Below are 20,327 nucleotides of genomic sequence, written 5' to 3'. Positions count from 1 at the left end.
ACAACGGAGGGACTTCCCCTCTTGCTCGAGGCCGCCGGCCGTTGTCCTCCGGAAGATGCCGGCGGTGCGTCAGGCTATACCGAATACCTCGACGCCATCAGCGACCCTGCTCATCCGGAGCACGAACATATGCGCCGCTGGGGCCCAGAGCGGTTCGATCCCAACGTGATCGACCGGAAGGCCCTCGAGGCCGCCGTCAACGCGTTGTCCGACACATGGAAGCCGCGCCGGCGCACCACGCGTTCAAAATAGACGTCAAGCACCAATCAAATGGGCCTCAGAGCGACGCTTACGGCTTACTGAAGGTCGCTTCCGACCAGACCCTCGGGGCAACGTCGCCCTTGCTCGAGATGCTCGGGTTCTGCTGATCAATACGGAGGGCGCGGCCGATGCTCACCTTTAGGAGGAATTCATCGTTATGTCTCGAGCTCCGGTGTCTCTGACGAGCGCTCCGCCGGGCTAATAAGCTGCGAAAGCGCGCAGCATCGGCGCGCCAAGCAGCTTTCGGTTCGATCGGCGTCCAGCAATAGCCAGTTATGTCCTGCTTTGCTTTGCGAACGCTAGGCGTCGGTCCGCTTTGAAGCGTGTAGTGTCTGAAGTACATTGAGGAGCCTGCCAGGCGTGACCGCCTTGGCGAAGCCGTCGTACGCCACCGAGAGCTCAGTTTTAGCGCCTTGAGATGGGATCGAGCGGCGTCCGATAGATTTCGGTGTCATCAGCACTGATAACGCGAACTGAACAGCCTTTGGCCTTCAGCTCTGGATGTACAATAGACAATTCGGTCGCAAGCTGGTCAGCTCTATCGGCGGCAAGGTCAACATTCTCGAGGATAAGGCCGCCCTGATTCTTGTGCTCCCCATCAATTACGAGATCAAATGAGTAATACGGCATCCGAATGTCTCCCTAGTTTTCGAATACTCCCGCGCTAGTGAGTATGGGTTACCCGATATGTCCCCTCGTATTGCGTAAGTTGATCGGTACACATTTCACCGCTCGATCCGCCATGAAATGCGATTGGAAACTTCGCCAACTCATGAGGGGCGAAAGGCTGATCTAGGTCCCTAAACCATCGCAAATGTGAGCAGGCTCGAGCGGAGAAACGCGATGCCCGGAGCAGTCGGCACCGACAGGCCGCCTGAGACATGATCACAGTCGTACATAAAGGCCCTCGAATGCGTAAGAGAAAGCGGCCGGCGCGAGCGTCAGCGAGTGATTTGGAGATCAATACTCAATCTAGACGCATTGTTTCTGCTAGTTTCAAGTAGCCATTGCATTTTTTCGACGCGGCCGAGCCCAATTCGCTGTCTTGCGTCCATAAAGCCGGTATCGAGTCGGCGCTCATTTCGCACCTGCCGCGTGTGATTTCTCAGTGGCCGGCTCTATCGGACGTCAGCCGAGGTGAGTGGCTTTGTACTTCGATCAGGCTGTTCAAGCTACCCTTCGAAACGCGCGTCTTTTGATCTTGCTGACGGTCGTCACCATCATGTTCGCGTTGCGCGGCCGGCGCCAGAATGGCATTGAGCCGCTCCCGACCGCCTCAATGCCGCTAGGGATCGTTCCCTAGCCAACGCGTTCGGCCGCTTGTGCCTAGAGAACATCTGCTAGCGGTCGGAACGAGCACGCGCGAACGATGCCGGCACGCTGTTGCGCGCAAGGCCCGTGAAAGAGGACGAGAGCCTCCTCACACGTGAGTCGTGCCGTCGATCTCGAGCGCGCGGGAGCAAGACCTGACTCGTTTTGAATACGCAGCGCGGTCTCAAGGCGAGACTACGGCTTGCTCCCGGCGCCGAGAAGGGAACTCTGGGGTTCTAGGAGCAGGCCAGGCACATGCAACCTCCCGCCTGAGGCTTTGGTGCGTTACCGCGCTCTCCGCTGCGGCGACACTTCGCGCCGAGCGACAACGCGCGACTGAAGTTGTCGCGCGATAGCCCGTCTGCTTGTCATCGATCGAATAGTGCTGGGTTGCGATTGTCTCACCGCTGCGTCTCCGTCTCTCCAGCTCCATCGAATCGCATTTCCGGTGCAATGATAAGAAGTGCAGCATATCAAACAGCTTTGGCCGATATCACTTTGCAACCCGACGTCGCGACCTCCGAAGTTGCCGATGGAAGGACGCGTTCACCGGTCTCGGGACGCGTCGCGGAAAGCCCCGGGAATCGCCGAGCGCAAAGTTTCTCTGCCGCGATTCAATGAGTGCCGACTTGTTGAGATTGGATCCGAAATCCTGAAGGCAACCCGATCAGGCGATACGAGCGCGTACACCCGGCGACACGTTCGATTGGCGTCAATGAACACCACGCAACGCGAATATCACGCGAGAACCGCGAAATGATAGCAGTTGCTGCGTAGGTTGGTGAAATCTTCGCACAAAAACTGCAAGATATCACTGCGAACGCCGCCAATCCCCTCGGGTAAATGAGTATCCGATGTGGGCTTGCACGATGCTAGGGCGTTTCGTGCAACATGGAGTGGCCAGCGGGTTCATTTACTTGCTGAGCTCTTCTGCCCTTCGGGGCGTTTCCTCCCTGACTTGGCCGCGCGGTGTCTCGCGCGGCCTTTTTTCGCAATCGAGCACACCTGATTCCGCGGAGTTGAGGGCCGGCAGGAGCAACGCGATTGCCCCAACCGCCGCCGCGCGATCCACACAACGCTCGTCCAACCTGCGATTTAGTTTGACGGACCTGTCACTTCCGCAGGGTGGCTGCTACATTGATCGCCTGCGTCGGCTCGACTCGCGTTTTCGATAAACATCCGGCGACCGGCATCGAACTCGCCAAACTGCCGCAGCTCTAGCCAACGTTTGTTGGCGCCGGATGAGCGTTCCCTGCATAGGTTGAGCTCCCAGCCAAGCAACGCTCGAATATCCTGCGCAAATGGTACGAACGGGTCCTGGGCCAATCGTCAAGATCTCGCGGTCACACTGACCTCCGAGCAGGGCAAGCCGCTCTCCGAGACGCTAAGCGAGCACATATCGGTGGCGCTTACGTCGAGGTCTATGCCGAAGAGGCTCGCCGCGTCTATGACGAAACCATTCCCGCGCCGCGCCCCAATGCAAGCTGCTTGCACCCACGCAACCTATTGACGTCCGCGGCGCTATCCGTGCACTTTGGCGGCATCACCGGTTATGGCGAGGTCGGGAAGGTCCTGTACGTGCCGGCCTCCCCGCGCTTGGCGACCTTCCGGCGCCCGCTGACGTACATGATAATGAGCACCAATCTCGGAAACAGCAGGTAGAACATGATTGTCCGATAAACACGGCAACCACGATTGTCCACCAGGGGCTCTCGCCCCGCACGTGGTAGAGCGTGGCCATCCAGCGCTTCGCACCATAAGGCGCGCGAACTCATCAAGATAGGCTTCCAGACCGCCGAATGATGGAAGTCTGGTGCTCCAAGCCGCACGACGGGCTCGGGCTGACGAACGCAGAAGGATCGAGCCTAACGATTGAGAGCACGACCGGCGCGATGCCAAGAGAGTGAAAGCCGAACTGGAATATATGCCATTTTGAAGGGAGCTGCGACTTGCGCGGCAATGAGGATCGGCAGCATGACTTCACGTAACCCGCCCATAGCCCCTGGTGTGATTTAGAAGCCAAGACAGAGCACGATGGCGGGCAACACGATGTGCACTATCCCGACATGGACCGCTATGCCGCTGTAGGTAAGCGGCAAATGGGGCTGCAGATCAGGTGCAGATCGGGAGGATATCGCTGATGAGGCTGGGGTCGCCGTAAATCACGATCAAAGCATTAGTGCACACCAAGAGACATGTCAGATGCGGAATGACGACGACTATAGGGAGCACCCGGGCGCAGGCGCTTCTATACAATAGTGACCGGGTAAGCCGTGGGGTAGCCGATGATGATGATGCAGATGGTGGTGGCCACCACGCGCGAAGCTCCGCACATGACATCCGGGCTGAAGTGGCCTTCGCAAATTAATCGCAGCGTTGAGTCGGTCCGGAACGCATCCGGCGAGTGACCCTTTCTACTCTCGCGGTTCCGTTAAACTGCGCTAGTTGTTCAAACGCCGCTGGGGTCCGTCGGAAAGAATACTGAAGCCGCGTGGGCCGCGACATCCGAGGCGGTGTAAGCCCCTTTGGGACGGAAGCCTTCTGCCGTTAACATCTTCACTTCGGAGATCTCTTCGCCTGATACGGCAAGAACCTTGCCCGAATGCTCGGCCGCTAAATCTGACGCCATGAACAGCACTCCGGGCGCAACGTTCTCGGGAAGCAAAGCGGGGCGATCAGATTCGATCGCCTCCGTTCCTGGAATCCGTGCCCACATGCGCGTCACTGCGTTGGGGGCCACGGCCATGACACGGATTCCGTACTTGCGTCCTTCGATGGATAGCACGCGCATAAACCCATAGATGCCGGCCTTCGCCGCCCCATAATTGGCCTGCCCAAAATTTCCAAACAACCCAGAGGTTGAGGAGGTCATAATGATCACACCAGGACGACGATTGTCCTTTAACCAAGTCCACACAGGCCGCGTGCAGCAGTAGGTTCCCTTCAGGTGAACCTTCATAACGGCATCCCAATCCTCCTCCGCGGTATTGGCGAAAGTCCGATCGCGCAAAATGCCCGCATTGCAGATCAAGATGTCGACTTGACCGAAGGCATCGAGCGCTGCCCTGAGGATGTTCTCCCCACCCGCCAACGTCGATACGTCGTCGCTATTGGACACGGCCCTTCCGCCGGCGGCAACAATTGCGGCCACCACCTTCTCAGCAGCAGCACTCACCCCGGAACCATTTACAGTCGTGCCAAGGTCGTTGACCACGACGGCCGCGCCTTCTTTGGCAAATAGGTTTGCATAGGCTTCGCCGAGACCACCTCCGGCCCCGGTAACGATCGCGACCTTGCCATCCAACAATCCCATTTTGTCCTCTCTGAACGCTCACCACCGCGAGCCCTATGTGCCTGCGTGAATAAACATAATGGTGCGCGGAATTCTCTGGCCGGACTCTCGGACCCACGATGTACGACTTGCCTCTCGCGCCCATCCTGCGCACCTTTTGATAGCACGCAGGGGCGACTAGGTTTGGCTGACCGCGGACTTCATTCGAGCGATACGTTCGTCACGCAAATGCGTTCGCCGCACCTTGCCTGCTTCATCGCGAAGAGGCTCGTCGACAAACTCAATCGTGCGCGGAAGTTTATAGGTTACAAGCCGCTCGGCCAGATGCGCCAGTAGCGCCTCCTCTGTCAGACCCGGACGTGCCTGAACAATGGCGTGGACGGAGGAGCCCATGTCCTCATGCGGTAGGCCAACCACTGCGCTCGATATGACTTGCGGGAGCTCGTCGATCGCGGCTTCGACCTCTGCCGGATAGACGTTTGACCCTCCGACCAAGATCATGTCGGTACGACGGTCAGAGAGGAAGAGGTAGCCGTCTGCGTCAAAGTAGCCGATGTCTCCGAGGCTCTCCCACCCGCCCGGCAGGGTGCGCGCCGTGGCGCCCCGGTAGTTGTACGTCGGCGGTGATCCCGCCGATCGACGCATATAGATCTCGCCTATTTCGCCTGGCGACAGCACGTTTCCATCAGCATCGAAGGCTTTCATTTCACCCGAGCTCACGCGCCCGACCGAGCCGCGGTGAAGGAGCCATTCGTTCCCGGTGATGGTGGTACCCGCTTGGTTCTCAGAGCCGGCATAGAGCTCCATTATCACCTCCGGGCCTAGCCAGTTGATAAACGCCTCCTTGAGCCACGGCGGACACGGCGCGGCGAAATGCCAGAGCGTCTTCAGCGACGAGAGATCATATCGACCTCGCACCTCTTCCGGCAATCGCCAGATGCGGCTCATCATGGTTGGCACGAGATAGACCCAAGTCGCTCTATGACGCTGGATCTGCGCCAGTACGCCCTCGGCGTCGAAGCGCGGCATTACCACAACATGAGCGTCGTGAGTTAAGGCGTCGAGCGCGCACCCGAAAGGGCCATTGTGATAGAGCGGCCCAGGAATAAGCGCAGTGTCGCCAGGGCCGAAACGCCAAAAACTTGGGCCATCGGCCGGCTGCGCCTGTGTTACTCCACGCGAGCCGGACAGGATCAGCTTGGGCCGTCCTGTCGAGCCGCCCGAGGTTACGGCCTTCAATACTGGGGCCACGCGTGAGTTAAACGGCTGGTCATCCTCGCAAAGCGCGAGCAGATCCTCAACGGTGAAACGGCGTCGGCCAGCTTCCATGCCAGGCAATGCGATCACCACTGCCGGATTGGCGAGGTCGATGATCGCGCACAGTTCCGTATTCGGTAGTCGGAAAGATACCGGCTGCGGCGTCGCACCCAGTTTCCAGACAGCCCAGCAGGCCTCGATGAACTCAACGCCATTCGGTAGGCCGATGGTGACCAGGTCCCCCAGTTGGACGCTCAGCCCCTCCAAAGCCCGGGCGATGCGGTTGGTGCGAGCCTCCAGTTGGCTCCAGGTGAGAGTGGTCTCACCGCAACTAACCGCCGGCGCATTGGGCGTAGTCTGGGCTTGCCGGGAAAGCTTCTCGCCTAGTGCGATGATCTCTTGGCTCATTTTAGCCTACAAACGTTTGTTGCTGGGATCCACGCTGCGTTCACTAGAACCAAACAAGAGGTCGGCACCAGATTCGCAGAAGAGTTACGCTACGCGCGGGAACAAAATCCCCGAGTTTGTTCGCTTTAGCGCGAAAATAAATCGTCATTCTTGCCCACTGCCAGCCTGGCCAGCCTGAACGGCATTCGCGGAGTCCCGTGACTGTGGCTGGGCGACTAGAACGAAGCTTAAGCGAGGCAATTCGCTCCGCGTAGCCGGGTCGCATACGCGTGGCAAATGTCGGCCGCAAATGCGGCCGCCCCTGCTAAGCGCCGCGCAAGCGGCTCGGCGCAGAATGCCCTACTATTCGCGCAGCATCTTCCCAAGCGCCAGCATCTGGGGAAGGGTTATCTTGTCGTTCATCGAAGACGCTACGGGGTGCGAGGCGAAACGAGCGACCACCATGTCAGCCTTTGGCGCGACATACAGGCGCTGGCCATGGATGCCGCGGCCTTCGAAGGCGTCCAGCTCGTTATGCGTCACCCACCACATGCTGCGGTATGAGTATTTTGGCATTCCGGGGGCGCCCTTTGAGAACCGCGACTGGTTCCCGCCCTTTTGCACGTCGTCTACGACGGACTCCGGAATGAGTTGCTTCCCCTTCCAGTCACCTTTGCACCGCATCAACTCGCCGAATCGCGCCACGTCGCGCAGCGCTGCGCTCAGCCCACCTCCGGCCGACTGCATCCCTGCTGGATCGATCCTGATGTAAGCATCCTGCTCGCAGCCGAGCGGTACCCAGAGGCGTTCATGAAGCAGTTCGGCGAAGGAGCGGCCTGTCACGCGCGCCATCACCCAGGCCATCACTTCTGTGTTGACTGTTTTATAGGCGAACTTTTCGCCGTGCGCGCCTTCTTTACCCACCGTGCGCAGGTAGTCACACATGGTCTTCGGCCCGTCATAGCCGACCGGCCGCCAACCAAAGGAGCGCCCGTACGCGCTCACGCCGGAGTTCTCGTCGACGTAGTCTTCCGTGTATGCCAGACCGGTTTCCATATCCATCACTTGACGCAGGGTGGCGTCCTTCCAAGCGGAGCTACCCAGCTCCGGCAGGTAATGCGGGATCGTCTTTGTGTCATCGAGAACGCCTTCATGCACAAAGGCTGCGGTCAATGTGCCCGCAAACGACTTCGTGACCGAAAAGCACGAATGGGGCAGGTGCGGTTCGAGCGCGCCGAAGTAGCGCTCGTACACGATCCGCCCGCGATGCAGCACCACGAGCCCGTCGGCGTAACTGTCATAGAGCGCATCTTCGAATCTGCGGGCGCGGCCGTTCATGTCCACGAAGGTGAGCGCGTCGATGTCGGCGGCTCTGTCCCTACGCTCGAACGGCGCGGGCTGCCCGCGCTCCACATTGGCTGTCGCGGCAAGCTCGCGCATGTGAGACAGCGACCAGCGGATCTGCGGAAAATGGAGGAAGCGGCCGCTCTCGAAAGTTATCCGTTTATCGGGGGGCGGCGGCGCGCCATGCATCCAGCCGAATTCCCGAGGATCGGAATCACGGCCGTCGGGATAGCCCTTCCCCTCAAATTCAAGCATGCCCATCGGTTCACCTCAATTGTTGCAGTTGTTCTGTTATGGCCAAAACATTCAGCGCTAGGCCACCCCTTGGAGGCCTATGTTGGTCACACGCTATTTCGCTGGTATCCGCTAATCGCGGCTGATCTTATCAAGAAGCAGCATCCGCTGTGGCGTCTGCCAGGCGCTTTGTTTCCCTTTGGAGGGACGCGAGCTCTGCGGGTGCGATATGACAACGGATGATATGCCCAACCTCCGCTTCGACCAGCGGCGGCTCGCTGGTCTCACAGACAGTCCCGAGCTTACGGGGGCATCGAGTCTGGAAAACGCAACCGGGCGGCGGATTGGCTGCGGAAGGAATCTCGCCTGTCAGGCGGATGCGTTTGCGGATACCTTCAAGGTTGGGAGCGGCGGATAGAAGTGCCTCGGTGTAAGGATGGCTTGGTCCTGCGAATACACGCTCCGAAGGTCCTACCTCCATGAGGCGCCCAAGATAGAGCACCGCAATTCGATCGGAAAGATAGCGCACCACGCCAAGATCGTGAGAAATGAAAATGTAACTCACAGTTTGGGCCGCCTGGAGCTCAGCCAGTAGGTTCAAGATCGCTGCCTGAACCGACACGTCAAGTGATGAAGTAGGTTCGTCACAGACTACCACTCGAGGGGCGCCCGCGAAGCTTCGTGCAATGGCCACTCGCTGCTTCAGGCCACCTGATAGCTGGCGCGGCCTGAGAGACAAATGTTGGGGAGCCAGGCGGACAGCTGCAACGAGCGCTCGAAGACGATTAGACAGATCGGCGCCGCGAAATCCACCAAGCTTCCGCAACGCCCGACCAATAATGTGCTCGACGGAATGAGAACGGTTGAGCGCCGAGTCCGGATTCTGGAAGATGATCTGGACTGACTTGACCTGCTCATCTCGCCGTCGCTCAAGGGTTGAAGCAAGGGGCTTGCCATCAAGCTCAAGAGTCCCGCCGGGATCAGGCGACACTAAGCCCAGAAGCATGCGAGCCAGCGTAGTCTTGCCAGAGCCCGACTCGCCCACTAGCCCGAGCGTCTCTCCTGGCTGCAGGTTAAGAGAGACATCCACCACGGCGCGGATCGCATGCTCGCCTTGGCCAAAAGTCTTCGAAACATTGCTTACCCGAAGCACCGGCTCCGCACCCGCCCTCGCTTTCGCTAGTACCGCATCCGGGGCAGTGCTGCGGGGAAGATCCGCTGCCCGATCTGGGTAATGGCAACGCACGAGCCGGCCACTTCCATTATCTTGCAGATCCGGAATTTTGGTCCGGCAATGGTCATCGGCGAGAGCACACCGCTCGGCGAAGGGGCAACCACTGATCGACGCACCGGGCGTGGGCAGGAAGCCTGGAATAGTATCCAGCCTCCGATGGTCCTTACGTTGCCCGGCCCGGGGCAAACACCGCAGCAGGGCTACAGTGTAGGGATGACGCGGCGCACTCAGCACCTCACGAGTAGGCCCTTCTTCGACCAAAATTCCCGCGTAAAGAACGCCCACGCGGTCGCACATCTTCGCCACTACCGCAAGATTATGGCTGATGAACAGGATCGACGTGCCGAGTTCGCGCCGAAGATCGCTTACGAGTTCGAGAACCTCGGCCTCTACCGTGGCATCAAGACCGGTAGTGGGCTCATCAAGAATAAGCATCGTCGGATGGCTCGCCAGCGCCATGGCTATCCCGACCCGTTGCTGCATTCCGCCGGAAAGCTGGTGTGGGTAGCGTTGCATCACTGAGGTCGGATCGGCGATACGGACTTTGGCGAGCATTTCGAGCGCACGAGCCTCCCGCTCTTGCGGGGGCAAGCCCGCGAGCTCGAAAACCTCGACCAACTGCCGCCCCACCTTCATTGTTGGATTCAGCGCCTTGCCGGGATCTTGGTAAACCATAGAGACTGTTCTCGCTCGTAGTCTCCGTAGAGCCCTCGTATCGAGCTCCATTGCGTCCGCTCCGTCGAGGAAGATCTTGCCCCCGGTTACCTTGCCATTGCGGGATAGATAGCGCACGGTTGCCAGCGCCACCGTCGACTTCCCGCAACCGGACTCGCCGACGAGGCCGTACGCCTCACCACGAGCAATCTTAAGAGTGATGTCGCGCAGTACTGCGCGATCTCGGCCGCCGGATCGATAGGCGACGGAAAGCTGATCCAAACAGAGGGCGTGATTAGTCATGAATTGCCCCATGGAGCCCGTCTGCTACCAAATTCACCGCGATGACAAGGCTGGCGATCGCCATTGCGTCAAATAGGACCGCCCACCAGTAGCCAGCACCGATCATCGCGTAATTTGTCGAGATCGACAGTCCCCAATCCGGCGAGGGAGGCTGCAGCCCGAAGCCAATGAAGCTCAGGGTAGCCACTGCAAAGATCGCATAACCAAGACGTACTGTGGCTTCGACGAGGATAGGCGGAAGAATGTTAGGTAGGATTTCAATAAAGACTATGTGCACTCCTGATTCGCGGCGCAGCGTCGCTGCAGCGACATAGTCCAATTCGCGTTCCGAAAGTACGGCGGCTCGGACGGTGCGGGCAATACGCGGGGCGAACGAAAGGGCGATAACCATGATCACGGTAGTTTCAGATTTACCCAAGGCTACGATCGCCAACAAAACCACAATGATCGATGGGAGCGCCAGCACCGCCTCCAGCAGGCGGGAGATGATGTCATCAATCACTCCCCGCACATAGCCCGTAAGTAAACCAATAGCAGTTCCCAAGATCGTGGCGAGGAATGTCGCCAGAGGGGCGATGGTGAGAATGTCGCGCGAGCCGATTATGACACGAGAAAAAACGTCACGCCCAAGCTGATCAGTGCCGAACCAATTGTCGGCGGACGGAGGCGCTAGAGCGTTCAGCACGTCCCCGGCGAGAGGGTCGTAGGGCACGAAATGAGGTCCCAATAGTGCGCATATGATCCAGAAGGTCAGAACGGCAGAGCCGAACAAGAACTCGCCCGAACTTAATAGCGCGGCACCGACCCCTCGCCGGAGACTTAACGAAGTACTGACATCGGCCATTTCAGCCCCCTATTCGGATGCGGGGATTAAGCAGGGAATACAACAAATCTGCGAGAACGGTTGACAGGACCAAGACTGCACCGGCCACCAGCACACCCGCCTCAAGCATCGGGAAATCCTTGCTCTGGGCTGCAGAGAAGATAAGTAAGCCGATGCCCTGATAACGGAACAAGATCTCCACCACCAAAAGGCCGCCCACCAGATAACCGGCTTCAGTGGCGATGACTGTGATCGTCGGTAACAGCGCGTTCCGCAACACATGGCGCCAGATCACCTGTGGCCACGTTAGGCCCTTTAGTACGGCGGTTCGGGTATAATCAGAATCCAGCGCTTCAATCATTCCAGCGCGAGCCATGCGGGCGATATAGCCAAAGAGCACGAAAACTAGCGGCATTGCGGGAAGTATCAGGTAATGTATCTGCGTCAGGATTCCGGCGTCAGGAGGCCAGGTCGCTGAGATCGGCAGCCAACCTAGCCACACGGCGAAGATCAATATCAGCACGATGCCAGTGACGAACTCCGGTAGAACGGTCGCGGACATGCCCCCTAAGCCGATAATGCGGTCGATTGGCCGGTTTACATTCAGCGCAGCTACTACTCCGCCAAGAATCCCCAGTGGGACAACGAGCAGATAAACCACGGCCGCAAGTTTGAGCGAATGCCCAAACGCGGTGAGTACGATAGGGGCGACCGGGGCGGAATAGGCGTAGGATCGCCCCATGTCCCCCTGCAGAACGTTCCAAATCCAAGCGCCGTACTGAACAAGCAGCGGCCTATCCACACCGAGCTGGTGGTTCAGCGCGTCGACGGCTTGCTGATCCGCCAATGGCCCAAGGATCGCCCGCCCTACGTCACCGGGCAACACTTGGCCGCCGAAGAACACCAGGAGGCTCAGCACGAAAAGCGTTATAAACGCATAACTGAACCGTTGAGCAAGGAAGCGCTTCATAGATCTCTTTCACACACCGCCGTGACGACTCGGTAGGCGAGGCTGCTAACGCCCCGCCTACCCGCTCGCTACTAAGCCATCCCGGCGTTCTGCAGGAACAGATGCCCAACGGCCGTTGGCTGAACGCCGACAAGACCTTTCTTCGTCGCGGTCAGCTGGTCGTAGAAGTAGCTCCAAAGGTACGGAGTCTCTTCAAGGACAAGCCGTTGGATTTTGCCTGAGACTGCTCGCTGCGCCTCTAAATCAAGGGAGGCGACGTAGCTCTTTGCTAAGGCATCATACTCTTTGTTGTTGAACCGCGCCGTATTCCAGACGCCATCGCTCTTCAGTAGAGCCGAGAGATGAAAATTCGGAACGCCACGGTGGACATAGTCGTCGATGCCCAGCACTGCATCGAAAAAAGGAGACTGACCGGGGACAAACTGGCCGTAAAAGGACATGTAGTCCATGATATCCAGTTTAAGGTCGATGCCGATCTGTTTGACCCAGCCTTGGATGAGCTGGGCATACTCAGGAATTTCAAGATAACGCGAAGTCGAGAGCGTCACCTGAAAGCCCTTCTCCATTCCCGCCGCCTTCATCAATTCTTTGGCTTGCGCAATGTCTTGCCTACGCTGCGGGACAGTCGGGTCGGCGGAGGGGTAGATTGAAGCAAAGGGAGTGTCATTGCCAACTGCGGCATAGCCCTTCATCAACCCTTTGACCAGTTTCTCCCGATCTAGACAAAGCGCGACAGCCCGGCGAACGCGAGGGTCTTTAAATGGACCCGCATCGCACTTCATGGCAACCAACTGGTTTGCGGAAGACTTGATGTTGATTATTTCAACAGCCGGATTGCTGAGCAAGGCTATTCCTGCAAGCGCGGGAATCTTGTTGATCATATCAACCTGTCCAGCCTGGAGCGCGAGGATTTGCGGCTGGATGTCCTCGAAGAACAGAAATTCTGTTTTTGCGGGAAGCGCCTTCGGCCCCCAGTAGTCGTCATTTCGAACAAAGCTCACACCGACATTACGAGTGAACCTGTCGATCTTGAAGGGGCCAGTGCCGTCCCAAGTGTCCTCGAAGTTTCCGGAATAGCTGGCCGGCAGGATGATGGCATTGTAATTGTCGGACGAAACCAAATAGGGAAAGTTGCCATTGGGACCGTCGAGATGGAATTCGACCGTGTAGTCATCCACCTTTCGGATAGCTCCTTGCGACAAAACACCCCTGAATACCGTGAGCGCGTTCGAAGTATTTTCGGGATTGATTAGTCGATCCATGGTCGCGACGACGTCGTCCGCCTTCATCTCGCCGCCGGAATGGAACTTGACGCCCTTGCGCAGAGAAAAGGTCCAGGCGCTGCCGTCCTGATTGGGCTTCCAGCTTGTCGCGAGGGAGGGCTTCAGAATCAGATCAGGCCCGGGAACGCAGAGAAATTCACCGACCTGTTGGGTCAAGAGAAAACATCCGGGGGTGCCCCCTCTGACCGGGTCAATCGCTTGCTTCGGTGATGCACAAGCGATGCGGATCGTAGCCCCGGGCTGAGCGGCGGCCCGGGCGACCGATGGAGCAGCACTGTAGCCCGCCACCATTGTAACCTGCGCGAGAAACGGCAGGGACAATCCAAGCACGCTGCCATGCCGTAAAAAGTCTCGGCGGCTTACGCGGCCGTCGATATGCCCATCAACAAGGTGGTTCTCGAGCGAGGTGAGATTGGAACGGAGATCATCGAGCAAGCGAGGCTGACGTGACATTCAAGTTCCCCTTTCATGCAGGTAATAATCTCGCGCCAGAGCCAAAGACGGCACCTGCATATGCCGCGGCAGTTGAGTGCGAGCGAGCCGCAATTGAGACATTAAGCGTCCCGGTTAGTGTCCGGGGTATTTCTAGTACATTCGACCGTCACAATTGACCATTTTGTTACGCGTCAATGGCATAAATGAACCATATTATTTCTGTTACATGACGCAAGACAAATCTTTTGGCTGCAGTTCTTTTCCCAAGCTGCGAATGCGCCTAGCTGGGGCTTCGCTCCGACCGCACAGCGCTATGCTGGTGCGAGCGAAAGGTCTCGGCGGCCGCCCGCCGTCCCCATTGATGCCCCCTCTCACGCTCAGAGCGGATGCGAACTGCGCTGTTGTTCACGCCAAAGCTATCCGGCCAGCTAGCGCTTTCGAACGCCGCGCCCTTTGCGCTCTGCTCTTCATGCGCTGGCTCCTTACAAAGGGCTCGCAAGGCTAAGAGGTCCGACGCCCATTTCCACTTAGACACTCACCGAGCCGCTTCTTGAGCCGATCGAAGCGATCGGCCCCAGTTCTTTTTCAATGAGCGGCACGACTTCAGTCTTGAAACGCACGATTGATTTATATGCTCTATCGAGAGGCATACATCCGAACGAGAAATTGCAGGTGTAATTAGTCGGATTGAGCCGTGTTATGTCCGCTACCATCTTTTCGGCGACGGTGTGTGGATCTCCGACGACAGTCTTCTCTGCATATTCATCTAGGGTGTATTCACCCGAGTATGGCTCGTCTCGGATGTAGCCCCTTCTGTCTAACGGAATCTCCGCCTTTCGAAGATGGTGAGCCATGCGCCCGACGTAACGCGCGCGATCCGCCACTTCGAGCGACTCGCGACGGCTATCAGTAATTCCAACGTACTGCATGATCGCAAGCGGCTTGGTCGAGGGTCTCTCTCCTATTGAGCTCCAGGCATCGTTGAGGCCATCCACCATCTTGTAAAGAATCGGCGAACCGAGCGTGCTGGCAGCCAAGAACGGCACCGCTCTCCATTTCTTGAAACGGTTTAGCAATTTAGGGTGGGACGAAGTGACGAAAATTGGGGGGAGCGGCTTCTGAGTAGTGCTGATGGCGAATTGCGTTTTTGGTAGCGAAATGTACTTGCCATCATATTCGACCTCACCATTGACAAGCGCGTTTTCAATCACGTCCCAGTATTCGAGGAATACATCGACGCGATCGTCTAGCTCAATTTTGTAACGATCGAACTCGTACCGCTGATAGCCAGTGCCAAGCCCGAGCGCGAGACGGCCTTCGGTTTGAATATCCGCAACAGCTATTTCCTGCGCAAGACGAAGTGGATTGTAAAGCGGAAGCACGATAACGGCCGGGCCAAGCTTTATCGACCTAGTCCAGCCAGCCGCATAGGCGCACATCATCAGTGGAGATGGAGAGCTGGAGTAATTTGCGAAGTGATGTTCAGCGAACCATGCAATATCAAAGCCCAGTTCTTCCGCGGCTTCTACCATCTTGCGGGTGTCGCGCATGACGCCGCTTGCACCATCCGGGTGATCGCGAAGCGTCATAAGGTTGAACAGACCGAGTTGCATGCACTTACCCTTCTTTTGTGATGATCTGACGCTGCCGCTACTCTGTTAGCTGGTCCCTTGAAGCATGAGAGGGGCCGCAAGCGCGTAAGTGCCGTTCTGATAGATAAGAGGCGCAATGATGCGATCGAATTGGACGTCGAATACTCGTCCTATGATGATGTCGTGGGTAGCGTATGAAATAGCCTGATCCATTTCGCAGAACAGTGTCGCCTGCGCGTTCGGGAGGTAAGGAATCCCATCCTGCTCAAGCCAACCACCGACATTGAAGCGCTCCTCCGGCGGCACCACCCCACTGAACGACTGGGACACGTCCATCTGCGATGCCGTCAGGACGTTGATGGAAAAGCGTCTCTCATCCTTAAGAGGACCGCTGATCGAGGCGCTCTTGTTGACGCACACGATGATCGAAATCGGCGCAAAACTCAGCGGAGTGACCGACGTCACCGTGATGCCATAGCGAGCCCGAGCCCGCTTGCAAGACAAGACGCAAACAGTTGATGCAAGCCTACGCATAGACTGCCGGAACCGATCAACTCTCTGATCCTGACCAAGCATCTGCTTTCCTTTCCGTCAGAATTGCAGATCATCTACAATCAGTCAACACGAAACCTCCTATCGCGCGACCGTTGTCTCGCCGTCGGGAGTCCGGACTTCGGCACCGTCAAGCCGGAGTCCGGGAAAGATCTGTTAGCCGCAAGCGGCCAGTCCGGACGCGCTTTGTCGCGCCCTTCCTTCTCGCTCGTGCAGGTCGGGGGAGGCGATCTCGGGCGATATTGACGTTCGGCCGCAATTGGCGATTGGATCGTGCCCCTGGCGCGGTGTAGCTGGCTGCGAGTCACCGGGCTGGTCAGCTGGCGAAGGCCGAAAGGCTCACGGTCGGATCATCGCTCAGCGGCGCGATGGTTTCCAGCGTCATGTACCGGGCGCGCTGGACAGCCCACTACTCGACCACGACCCGCCATACTGGCTTGGTCGCGCGATCCAAAAGTCATGTCATAGATATACTCCGTGGTTGTGGTACGAGAACAGAACCGTGGTCGATCTGCGCTTAGCACTCGTATCAAAGTAGCTGCGAGAAGCCCACCCTCCTGTCTTGAAGGGCTGTTCATAAAGCCCGATCAGGTCACGTGGTCCTAAGGCTGACGTGGCTGCTGCCCGCCATACCGACCACGCAACTCCCAACCCTCGCATCGCTGCGTCTTCACCAGCAAAACGGTCGTGTAGCAAACGTCTGCCGAAACGCCAGGCGCGAGCATGTGAGATCCGGCTCAATGTTGCTTCTGAGCCGGCTATGAGCTCGCGATCAAACGGTGTGACGGCTTCCTCATTGCAAATGGCGCGCGAAGGAAGCACCCTTGATCCCATACGATGGGTCGCGCAGTTCCTAGCCGACTTCACTTACGCTGATAGTGAAGCCGCGGGCCGCTTGCGTAATCCCCGTTCTTCTCACCTTCGATATAGACTCGCGCTCCCACCCAAGACTTGGAGAAAAGACTCGGCCGGCTCCGCTCGTATGGGACGCTTGGTTGGCCGGTCAAAGCGCAATCGTGAGATTTCTCGTCGGTAGGCTGCCTGCGCCGCGGTAGGCCGTGACTTCGATTTCAAAAAGGTATTCAGGCCCGCCTAGCGGCCCACAACTGAGCGTACTTGCCGGATTGATATTGCGGAATTTCTCACCGATATAAGACATTACTTCCGCAACATCTTCTTGCCGGGGAACGATGATACGACGGCGAACAATGTCTGACAGTCCGCTGCCGACCGCCTCAAGCGCACCTTCAACATTCTTCATTGCCAGCTTAGCCTGTTCCAAGGCCGTGTCTGGCATCCTACGTGTCTTATAATCTCTTCCGGCCGTGAGAGACATGAATATCCAATTGTCAACCGCGACGATTCGAGAGTAAGCGAGTCGCTCTTCCAAGATGCTGCCAGATCTTAGCTTTACGATTTCCATGTCAGTTTCCATTCTGCAAGGGATGAAATTAGCTGTGCGCGCCGCCGTCAATGATCACTGTTTGGCCCGTGATCATGCTGCCGGAAAAACCGAGAAAGATCATCAATTCTGCGACATCTGTGGTTGTACAAACTTTTCTCAAGGGCGTTCTAGCGACCACGGCCTCATGACGCTCCTCCTCCCGCTTCATCGCCCAGGAACTATCGACCGTGCCGGGCGCGACAGCGTTGACACGAACGTCGGGAGCCAACGCGTTTGCCAAGTTCTTGGTTAGATTTATCACCCCGGCCTTAGATACGCTGTATGGGATCGTGCTGGCGATTCCTCCATAGCCAGCAACGGATGCCGTGTTCACGATTGCTCCCTTTGCTGATTTAAGCGCCGGTGCAGCCGCTTTGGCGCACCGAAACACGCCCATGAGATTCACGCCCAGCAAAGTCGCCCAGAGCTCCTCTGTAAGCTGATCGAGGTCCGCAATCGGCACCGGTGTATTGCGACCGGGGGTCCCAGCATTGTTCAGCAGGAGGTCCAAGCGCCCAAGGCTGTCGATGGCCTTCGATACCATTCTTGGCGCATCATCGGCATCTCCCACATCGCCAGGCGCGCCAATCACTGCCAGCCCTGCCCGTTTAAGGTCCGCTAACGCGGCTTCGCCACGGTTGTCGGATGGCAAGTAATTAATTGCGACCTTAGCACCGGCTTCCGCCATAAGGCGCGCGGCTTCAAGGCCGATCCCGGAGCCCCCTCCGGTTACAAGCGCAGTCTTCCCCGTTAAGTTATACGATCTCATCCTTGCACCTTTCCGTGTTGGTATATCTTCTCGTGGTTTGCTCTTGCGATGGACTTTCGAGCACCTCGTCTTTGATGAAAGCGCCTCTGATCTTTCGCGGGGCCGCTGATCAAGCTGGTCTTTGTTCACTCATACGAGAACGAAAGTTGCCGCCAACATCAGCGGAGTAACTGACGTCGCGAAGCAATAGCGAGCACGACCACGATTTCAGGACGCCGGAAACAGTGGCGGCAGCCATGCTGGCATAGATTACTGATTATCTACAATCCGTCAACAGAATCCCGTTGTTCATGCGTTTGTGTAAGGATTGCCGACGCGCGACGTCCGCGAACTCTGCACCGGTACGAAAATTTGTATTCAGGAAGAGATCACTCAGTACGATGCACCGGCAGCGGAGCACGGCCGAGCTCGGGAGGCTTGATACTGACCATTCGGCCGACTTGCCTGCTCCTGCCACGCACGATCGCTTCGATGCCTCGCAGCAATCCAAAACTCTCGCGGCGTATCCGCAATCCCGGATGAGTTCGCGAACTGCTTTCTCGTGCAGCCTTGCTAATTGCGCGTGAGCGGAATCGCCGAGCGCGACAGGAACCGACTGCTGAACGTTGACACGGTTCCGTAGGCACACCTCAGCTACAGCTCTGCGTCGTATTCAGGTTGAGCGAAAAGGTGCAGGAGCTTAGGCGAATTCAGACCGGCTTTTGAGATCTTAAGTTTTGCCGGGGTGCGTCGCACCGCGCGCTTCTCGGAGATCACTCGAGCGTTTGATCCGGCGCCAGTGCCGTGTGTCGTTCGAGGCGTAGAGTGGATCCGCGGTGCGGACCATCGAACGGCAGCGCTTCTTTCGTGTTTCATCGCCCCCTGTATATAGTATACAATGAGATTCCCGTGTACGTATCCTCTATAGGGTCACGAGGAGAACTCGATGCGAGCTAGACATGGGAATAGTGCTGTACTGGGTCAAATGACCCGTATTGAAAGCACTCAATTTGCGGCAGAGCAGATCCGCAATGCTATAATCACCGGGCATTTCAAGCCCGGCCATCGGCTTGTTGAACAGCAACTGATCGAAATGCTGAATATCTCCCGCCATCCAGTCCGCGAGGCTCTACGGCTTTTGGCGCGAGAAGGATTTGTTGAAATAAAGCTGAATAGAGGTGCATCGGTGACCGCAGTCGACGCGGACAGTATCGCCGAAGTATATAATCTTCGAATGGCCATGGGCAGGTTAGCGCTTGATCATATCTTCGCTCATCCAAAGCAAATTTCCGATAAGGCATTGAAAAAGATAGAAAAGCTCGCACAAAATGCCCTGAAATCCTCCGAATTTGAGGATCAAGCAGAGTCAGTGAAGACTGATCTTGAATTTCAGCAAGCCATCGTAGACGCGACGGGCCTTCAAAGAACGATGCGCTATTTTTCGGAACTGACCGGTGACATCAGGCGATTCAACAATTTCTTTTCCGTCGTCTACACCGATCGCAAAGGGGACGCCCAAAGGTACATTATGCGGCTGTACAAAGCGATCCGGCACGGAAGACGCGACGAAGCGCAAAAGATATGGAGCGCGAAATTTCAGAAGGCTCTCGACAGATATCTGGCATTGGTTGCTGGCACTGAGGCCGATGGCGCCGCACGAGCTAAGGGTTTCGACAGCAGCCGCACCCCCTTGCGGCGCACCAAAGCTGTCGACGCCTAGCGGTTGGTCGAGGAACATCCTTTGGTAGCAGCTATTGTTGGGCCATTATCCAAGCGGTGTAGTTGACTACCCCAGTATTGGTGACTGCCAGGGCGAGTAGTCTCGAAATATGCTGGCTAATGCGACGACTGGCCCTACAGCAGGTCGTCAGAAGCATCGACGCTGAGCTCACGGTTCTCCGCGATGTTCGTTGCAGTGACAACTTGAACGTTTGCTGAAGCGAGCGCCGGTCGCCAGCGAGCGCCAGGTTGGCGTACCGCGCGTTGCCGATCAAGTGATTGGCCTGAAGGGTTGGGCGCGCGCGCACCGTGTTCTCAGGAGCCGGTGAACCTCAGCTCCAGCTTCGATCCGCTGGTAGAGCGCTAGTGATCGAGCCAAATTGAGCGTAAGCGCGAATTTCCCTGCACCTTTTGCTTTTGAGTGCTCTGATGCATGAGGTGTCCACCAAAATAGGTGGACACCTTGTGATGGCAGACGATGATC

General features: G+C 57.4%; 13 protein-coding genes and 1 pseudogene. 2 read left to right on the top strand and 12 right to left on the bottom strand.

From position 1 onward, the window contains the following. Positions 1–252 (top strand): annotated as a pseudogene (locus IVB36_RS06285) (plasmid pRiA4b ORF-3 family protein); the annotation flags it as partial. A 414-nt stretch (positions 253–666) separates the two neighbouring features. On the opposite strand, the gene IVB36_RS06280 reads toward IVB36_RS06285, so the two are convergent. From IVB36_RS06280 to IVB36_RS06225, 12 genes are all read right to left on the bottom strand, one after another. Continuing rightward, a complete protein-coding gene (locus IVB36_RS06280) occupies positions 667–891 on the bottom strand; it encodes a hypothetical protein (protein WP_083926545.1) in 225 nt (74 codons plus the stop codon). Between the two features lie 3,130 nt (positions 892–4,021). Then, the gene (locus IVB36_RS06275) at positions 4,022–4,885 is read right to left on the bottom strand and encodes an SDR family NAD(P)-dependent oxidoreductase (protein WP_018458304.1); all 864 of its coding nucleotides are present in this window, start codon (positions 4,883–4,885) and stop codon (positions 4,022–4,024) included. 156 nt (positions 4,886–5,041) lie between these two features. Further along, entirely contained in the window at positions 5,042–6,529 is a 1,488-nt protein-coding gene (locus IVB36_RS06270; protein WP_247390949.1) for an AMP-binding protein, read from the bottom strand. 342 nt (positions 6,530–6,871) lie between these two features. Further along, positions 6,872–8,113: a serine hydrolase gene (locus IVB36_RS06265; protein ID WP_247390947.1), complete on the bottom strand. Its 1,242-nt coding sequence runs from the start codon at positions 8,111–8,113 to the stop codon at positions 6,872–6,874. Positions 8,114–8,237: 124 nt separating this feature from the next. Then, a complete protein-coding gene (locus tag IVB36_RS06260) occupies positions 8,238–10,277 on the bottom strand; it encodes an ABC transporter ATP-binding protein (RefSeq protein WP_247390946.1) in 2,040 nt (679 codons plus the stop codon). Beyond that, the gene (locus IVB36_RS06255) at positions 10,270–11,121 is read right to left on the bottom strand and encodes an ABC transporter permease (protein ID WP_247390944.1); all 852 of its coding nucleotides are present in this window, start codon (positions 11,119–11,121) and stop codon (positions 10,270–10,272) included. The genes IVB36_RS06260 and IVB36_RS06255 overlap by 8 nt, the downstream gene beginning before the upstream one ends. Position 11,122: 1 nt before the next feature. Next, complete coding sequence (locus tag IVB36_RS06250; RefSeq protein WP_247390942.1) at positions 11,123–12,070, bottom strand: ABC transporter permease; 948 nt, start codon at positions 12,068–12,070, stop codon at positions 11,123–11,125. A gap of 71 nt (positions 12,071–12,141) precedes the next feature. Continuing rightward, positions 12,142–13,806, bottom strand: a complete 1,665-nt coding sequence (locus tag IVB36_RS06245; RefSeq protein WP_247390940.1) for an ABC transporter substrate-binding protein — start codon at positions 13,804–13,806, stop codon at positions 12,142–12,144. 509 nt (positions 13,807–14,315) lie between these two features. After that, the gene (locus tag IVB36_RS06240) at positions 14,316–15,401 is read right to left on the bottom strand and encodes an LLM class flavin-dependent oxidoreductase (protein ID WP_018458297.1); all 1,086 of its coding nucleotides are present in this window, start codon (positions 15,399–15,401) and stop codon (positions 14,316–14,318) included. A gap of 45 nt (positions 15,402–15,446) precedes the next feature. Beyond that, entirely contained in the window at positions 15,447–15,914 is a 468-nt protein-coding gene (locus tag IVB36_RS06235; RefSeq protein WP_247390963.1) for a flavin reductase family protein, read from the bottom strand. Positions 15,915–16,935: 1,021 nt separating this feature from the next. Further along, on the bottom strand, positions 16,936–17,355 hold the full coding sequence (locus tag IVB36_RS06230; RefSeq protein ID WP_256467230.1) for a RidA family protein: 420 nt from the start codon (positions 17,353–17,355) through the stop codon (positions 16,936–16,938). 28 nt (positions 17,356–17,383) lie between these two features. Beyond that, on the bottom strand, positions 17,384–18,145 hold the full coding sequence (locus IVB36_RS06225) for an SDR family oxidoreductase (protein WP_026233551.1): 762 nt from the start codon (positions 18,143–18,145) through the stop codon (positions 17,384–17,386). Between the two features lie 925 nt (positions 18,146–19,070). Between IVB36_RS06225 and IVB36_RS06220 the strand changes: the two genes are divergently transcribed. Further along, the gene (locus IVB36_RS06220) at positions 19,071–19,844 is read left to right on the top strand and encodes a GntR family transcriptional regulator (RefSeq protein WP_247390938.1); all 774 of its coding nucleotides are present in this window, start codon (positions 19,071–19,073) and stop codon (positions 19,842–19,844) included. The last annotated feature ends 483 nt before the right edge of the window (positions 19,845–20,327 follow it).

Source organism: Bradyrhizobium sp. 35, assembly GCF_023073215.1.
Taxonomy (GTDB): Bacteria; Pseudomonadota; Alphaproteobacteria; order Rhizobiales; family Xanthobacteraceae; genus Bradyrhizobium; species Bradyrhizobium canariense_D.
This window is presented reverse-complemented; position numbering and strand designations above follow the sequence as displayed.

What these genes read in the sequence shown, in the direction of transcription:
- IVB36_RS06280 (WP_083926545.1), bottom strand. Translation starts at nt 891, where the DNA reads ATGCCGTATTACTCATTTGATCTCGTAATTGATGGGGAGCACAAGAAT.
- IVB36_RS06275 (WP_018458304.1), bottom strand. Translation starts at nt 4,885, where the DNA reads ATGGGATTGTTGGATGGCAAGGTCGCGATCGTTACCGGGGCCGGAGGT.
- IVB36_RS06270 (WP_247390949.1), bottom strand. Translation starts at nt 6,529, where the DNA reads ATGAGCCAAGAGATCATCGCACTAGGCGAGAAGCTTTCCCGGCAAGCC.
- IVB36_RS06265 (WP_247390947.1), bottom strand. Translation starts at nt 8,113, where the DNA reads ATGGGCATGCTTGAATTTGAGGGGAAGGGCTATCCCGACGGCCGTGAT.
- IVB36_RS06260 (WP_247390946.1), bottom strand. Translation starts at nt 10,277, where the DNA reads ATGACTAATCACGCCCTCTGTTTGGATCAGCTTTCCGTCGCCTATCGA.
- IVB36_RS06255 (WP_247390944.1), bottom strand. Translation starts at nt 11,121, where the DNA reads ATGGCCGATGTCAGTACTTCGTTAAGTCTCCGGCGAGGGGTCGGTGCC.
- IVB36_RS06250 (WP_247390942.1), bottom strand. Translation starts at nt 12,070, where the DNA reads ATGAAGCGCTTCCTTGCTCAACGGTTCAGTTATGCGTTTATAACGCTT.
- IVB36_RS06245 (WP_247390940.1), bottom strand. Translation starts at nt 13,806, where the DNA reads ATGTCACGTCAGCCTCGCTTGCTCGATGATCTCCGTTCCAATCTCACC.
- IVB36_RS06240 (WP_018458297.1), bottom strand. Translation starts at nt 15,401, where the DNA reads ATGCAACTCGGTCTGTTCAACCTTATGACGCTTCGCGATCACCCGGAT.
- IVB36_RS06235 (WP_247390963.1), bottom strand. Translation starts at nt 15,914, where the DNA reads ATGCGTAGGCTTGCATCAACTGTTTGCGTCTTGTCTTGCAAGCGGGCT.
- IVB36_RS06230 (WP_256467230.1), bottom strand. Translation starts at nt 17,355, where the DNA reads ATGGAAATCGTAAAGCTAAGATCTGGCAGCATCTTGGAAGAGCGACTC.
- IVB36_RS06225 (WP_026233551.1), bottom strand. Translation starts at nt 18,145, where the DNA reads ATGAGATCGTATAACTTAACGGGGAAGACTGCGCTTGTAACCGGAGGG.
- IVB36_RS06220 (WP_247390938.1), top strand. Translation starts at nt 19,071, where the DNA reads ATGCGAGCTAGACATGGGAATAGTGCTGTACTGGGTCAAATGACCCGT.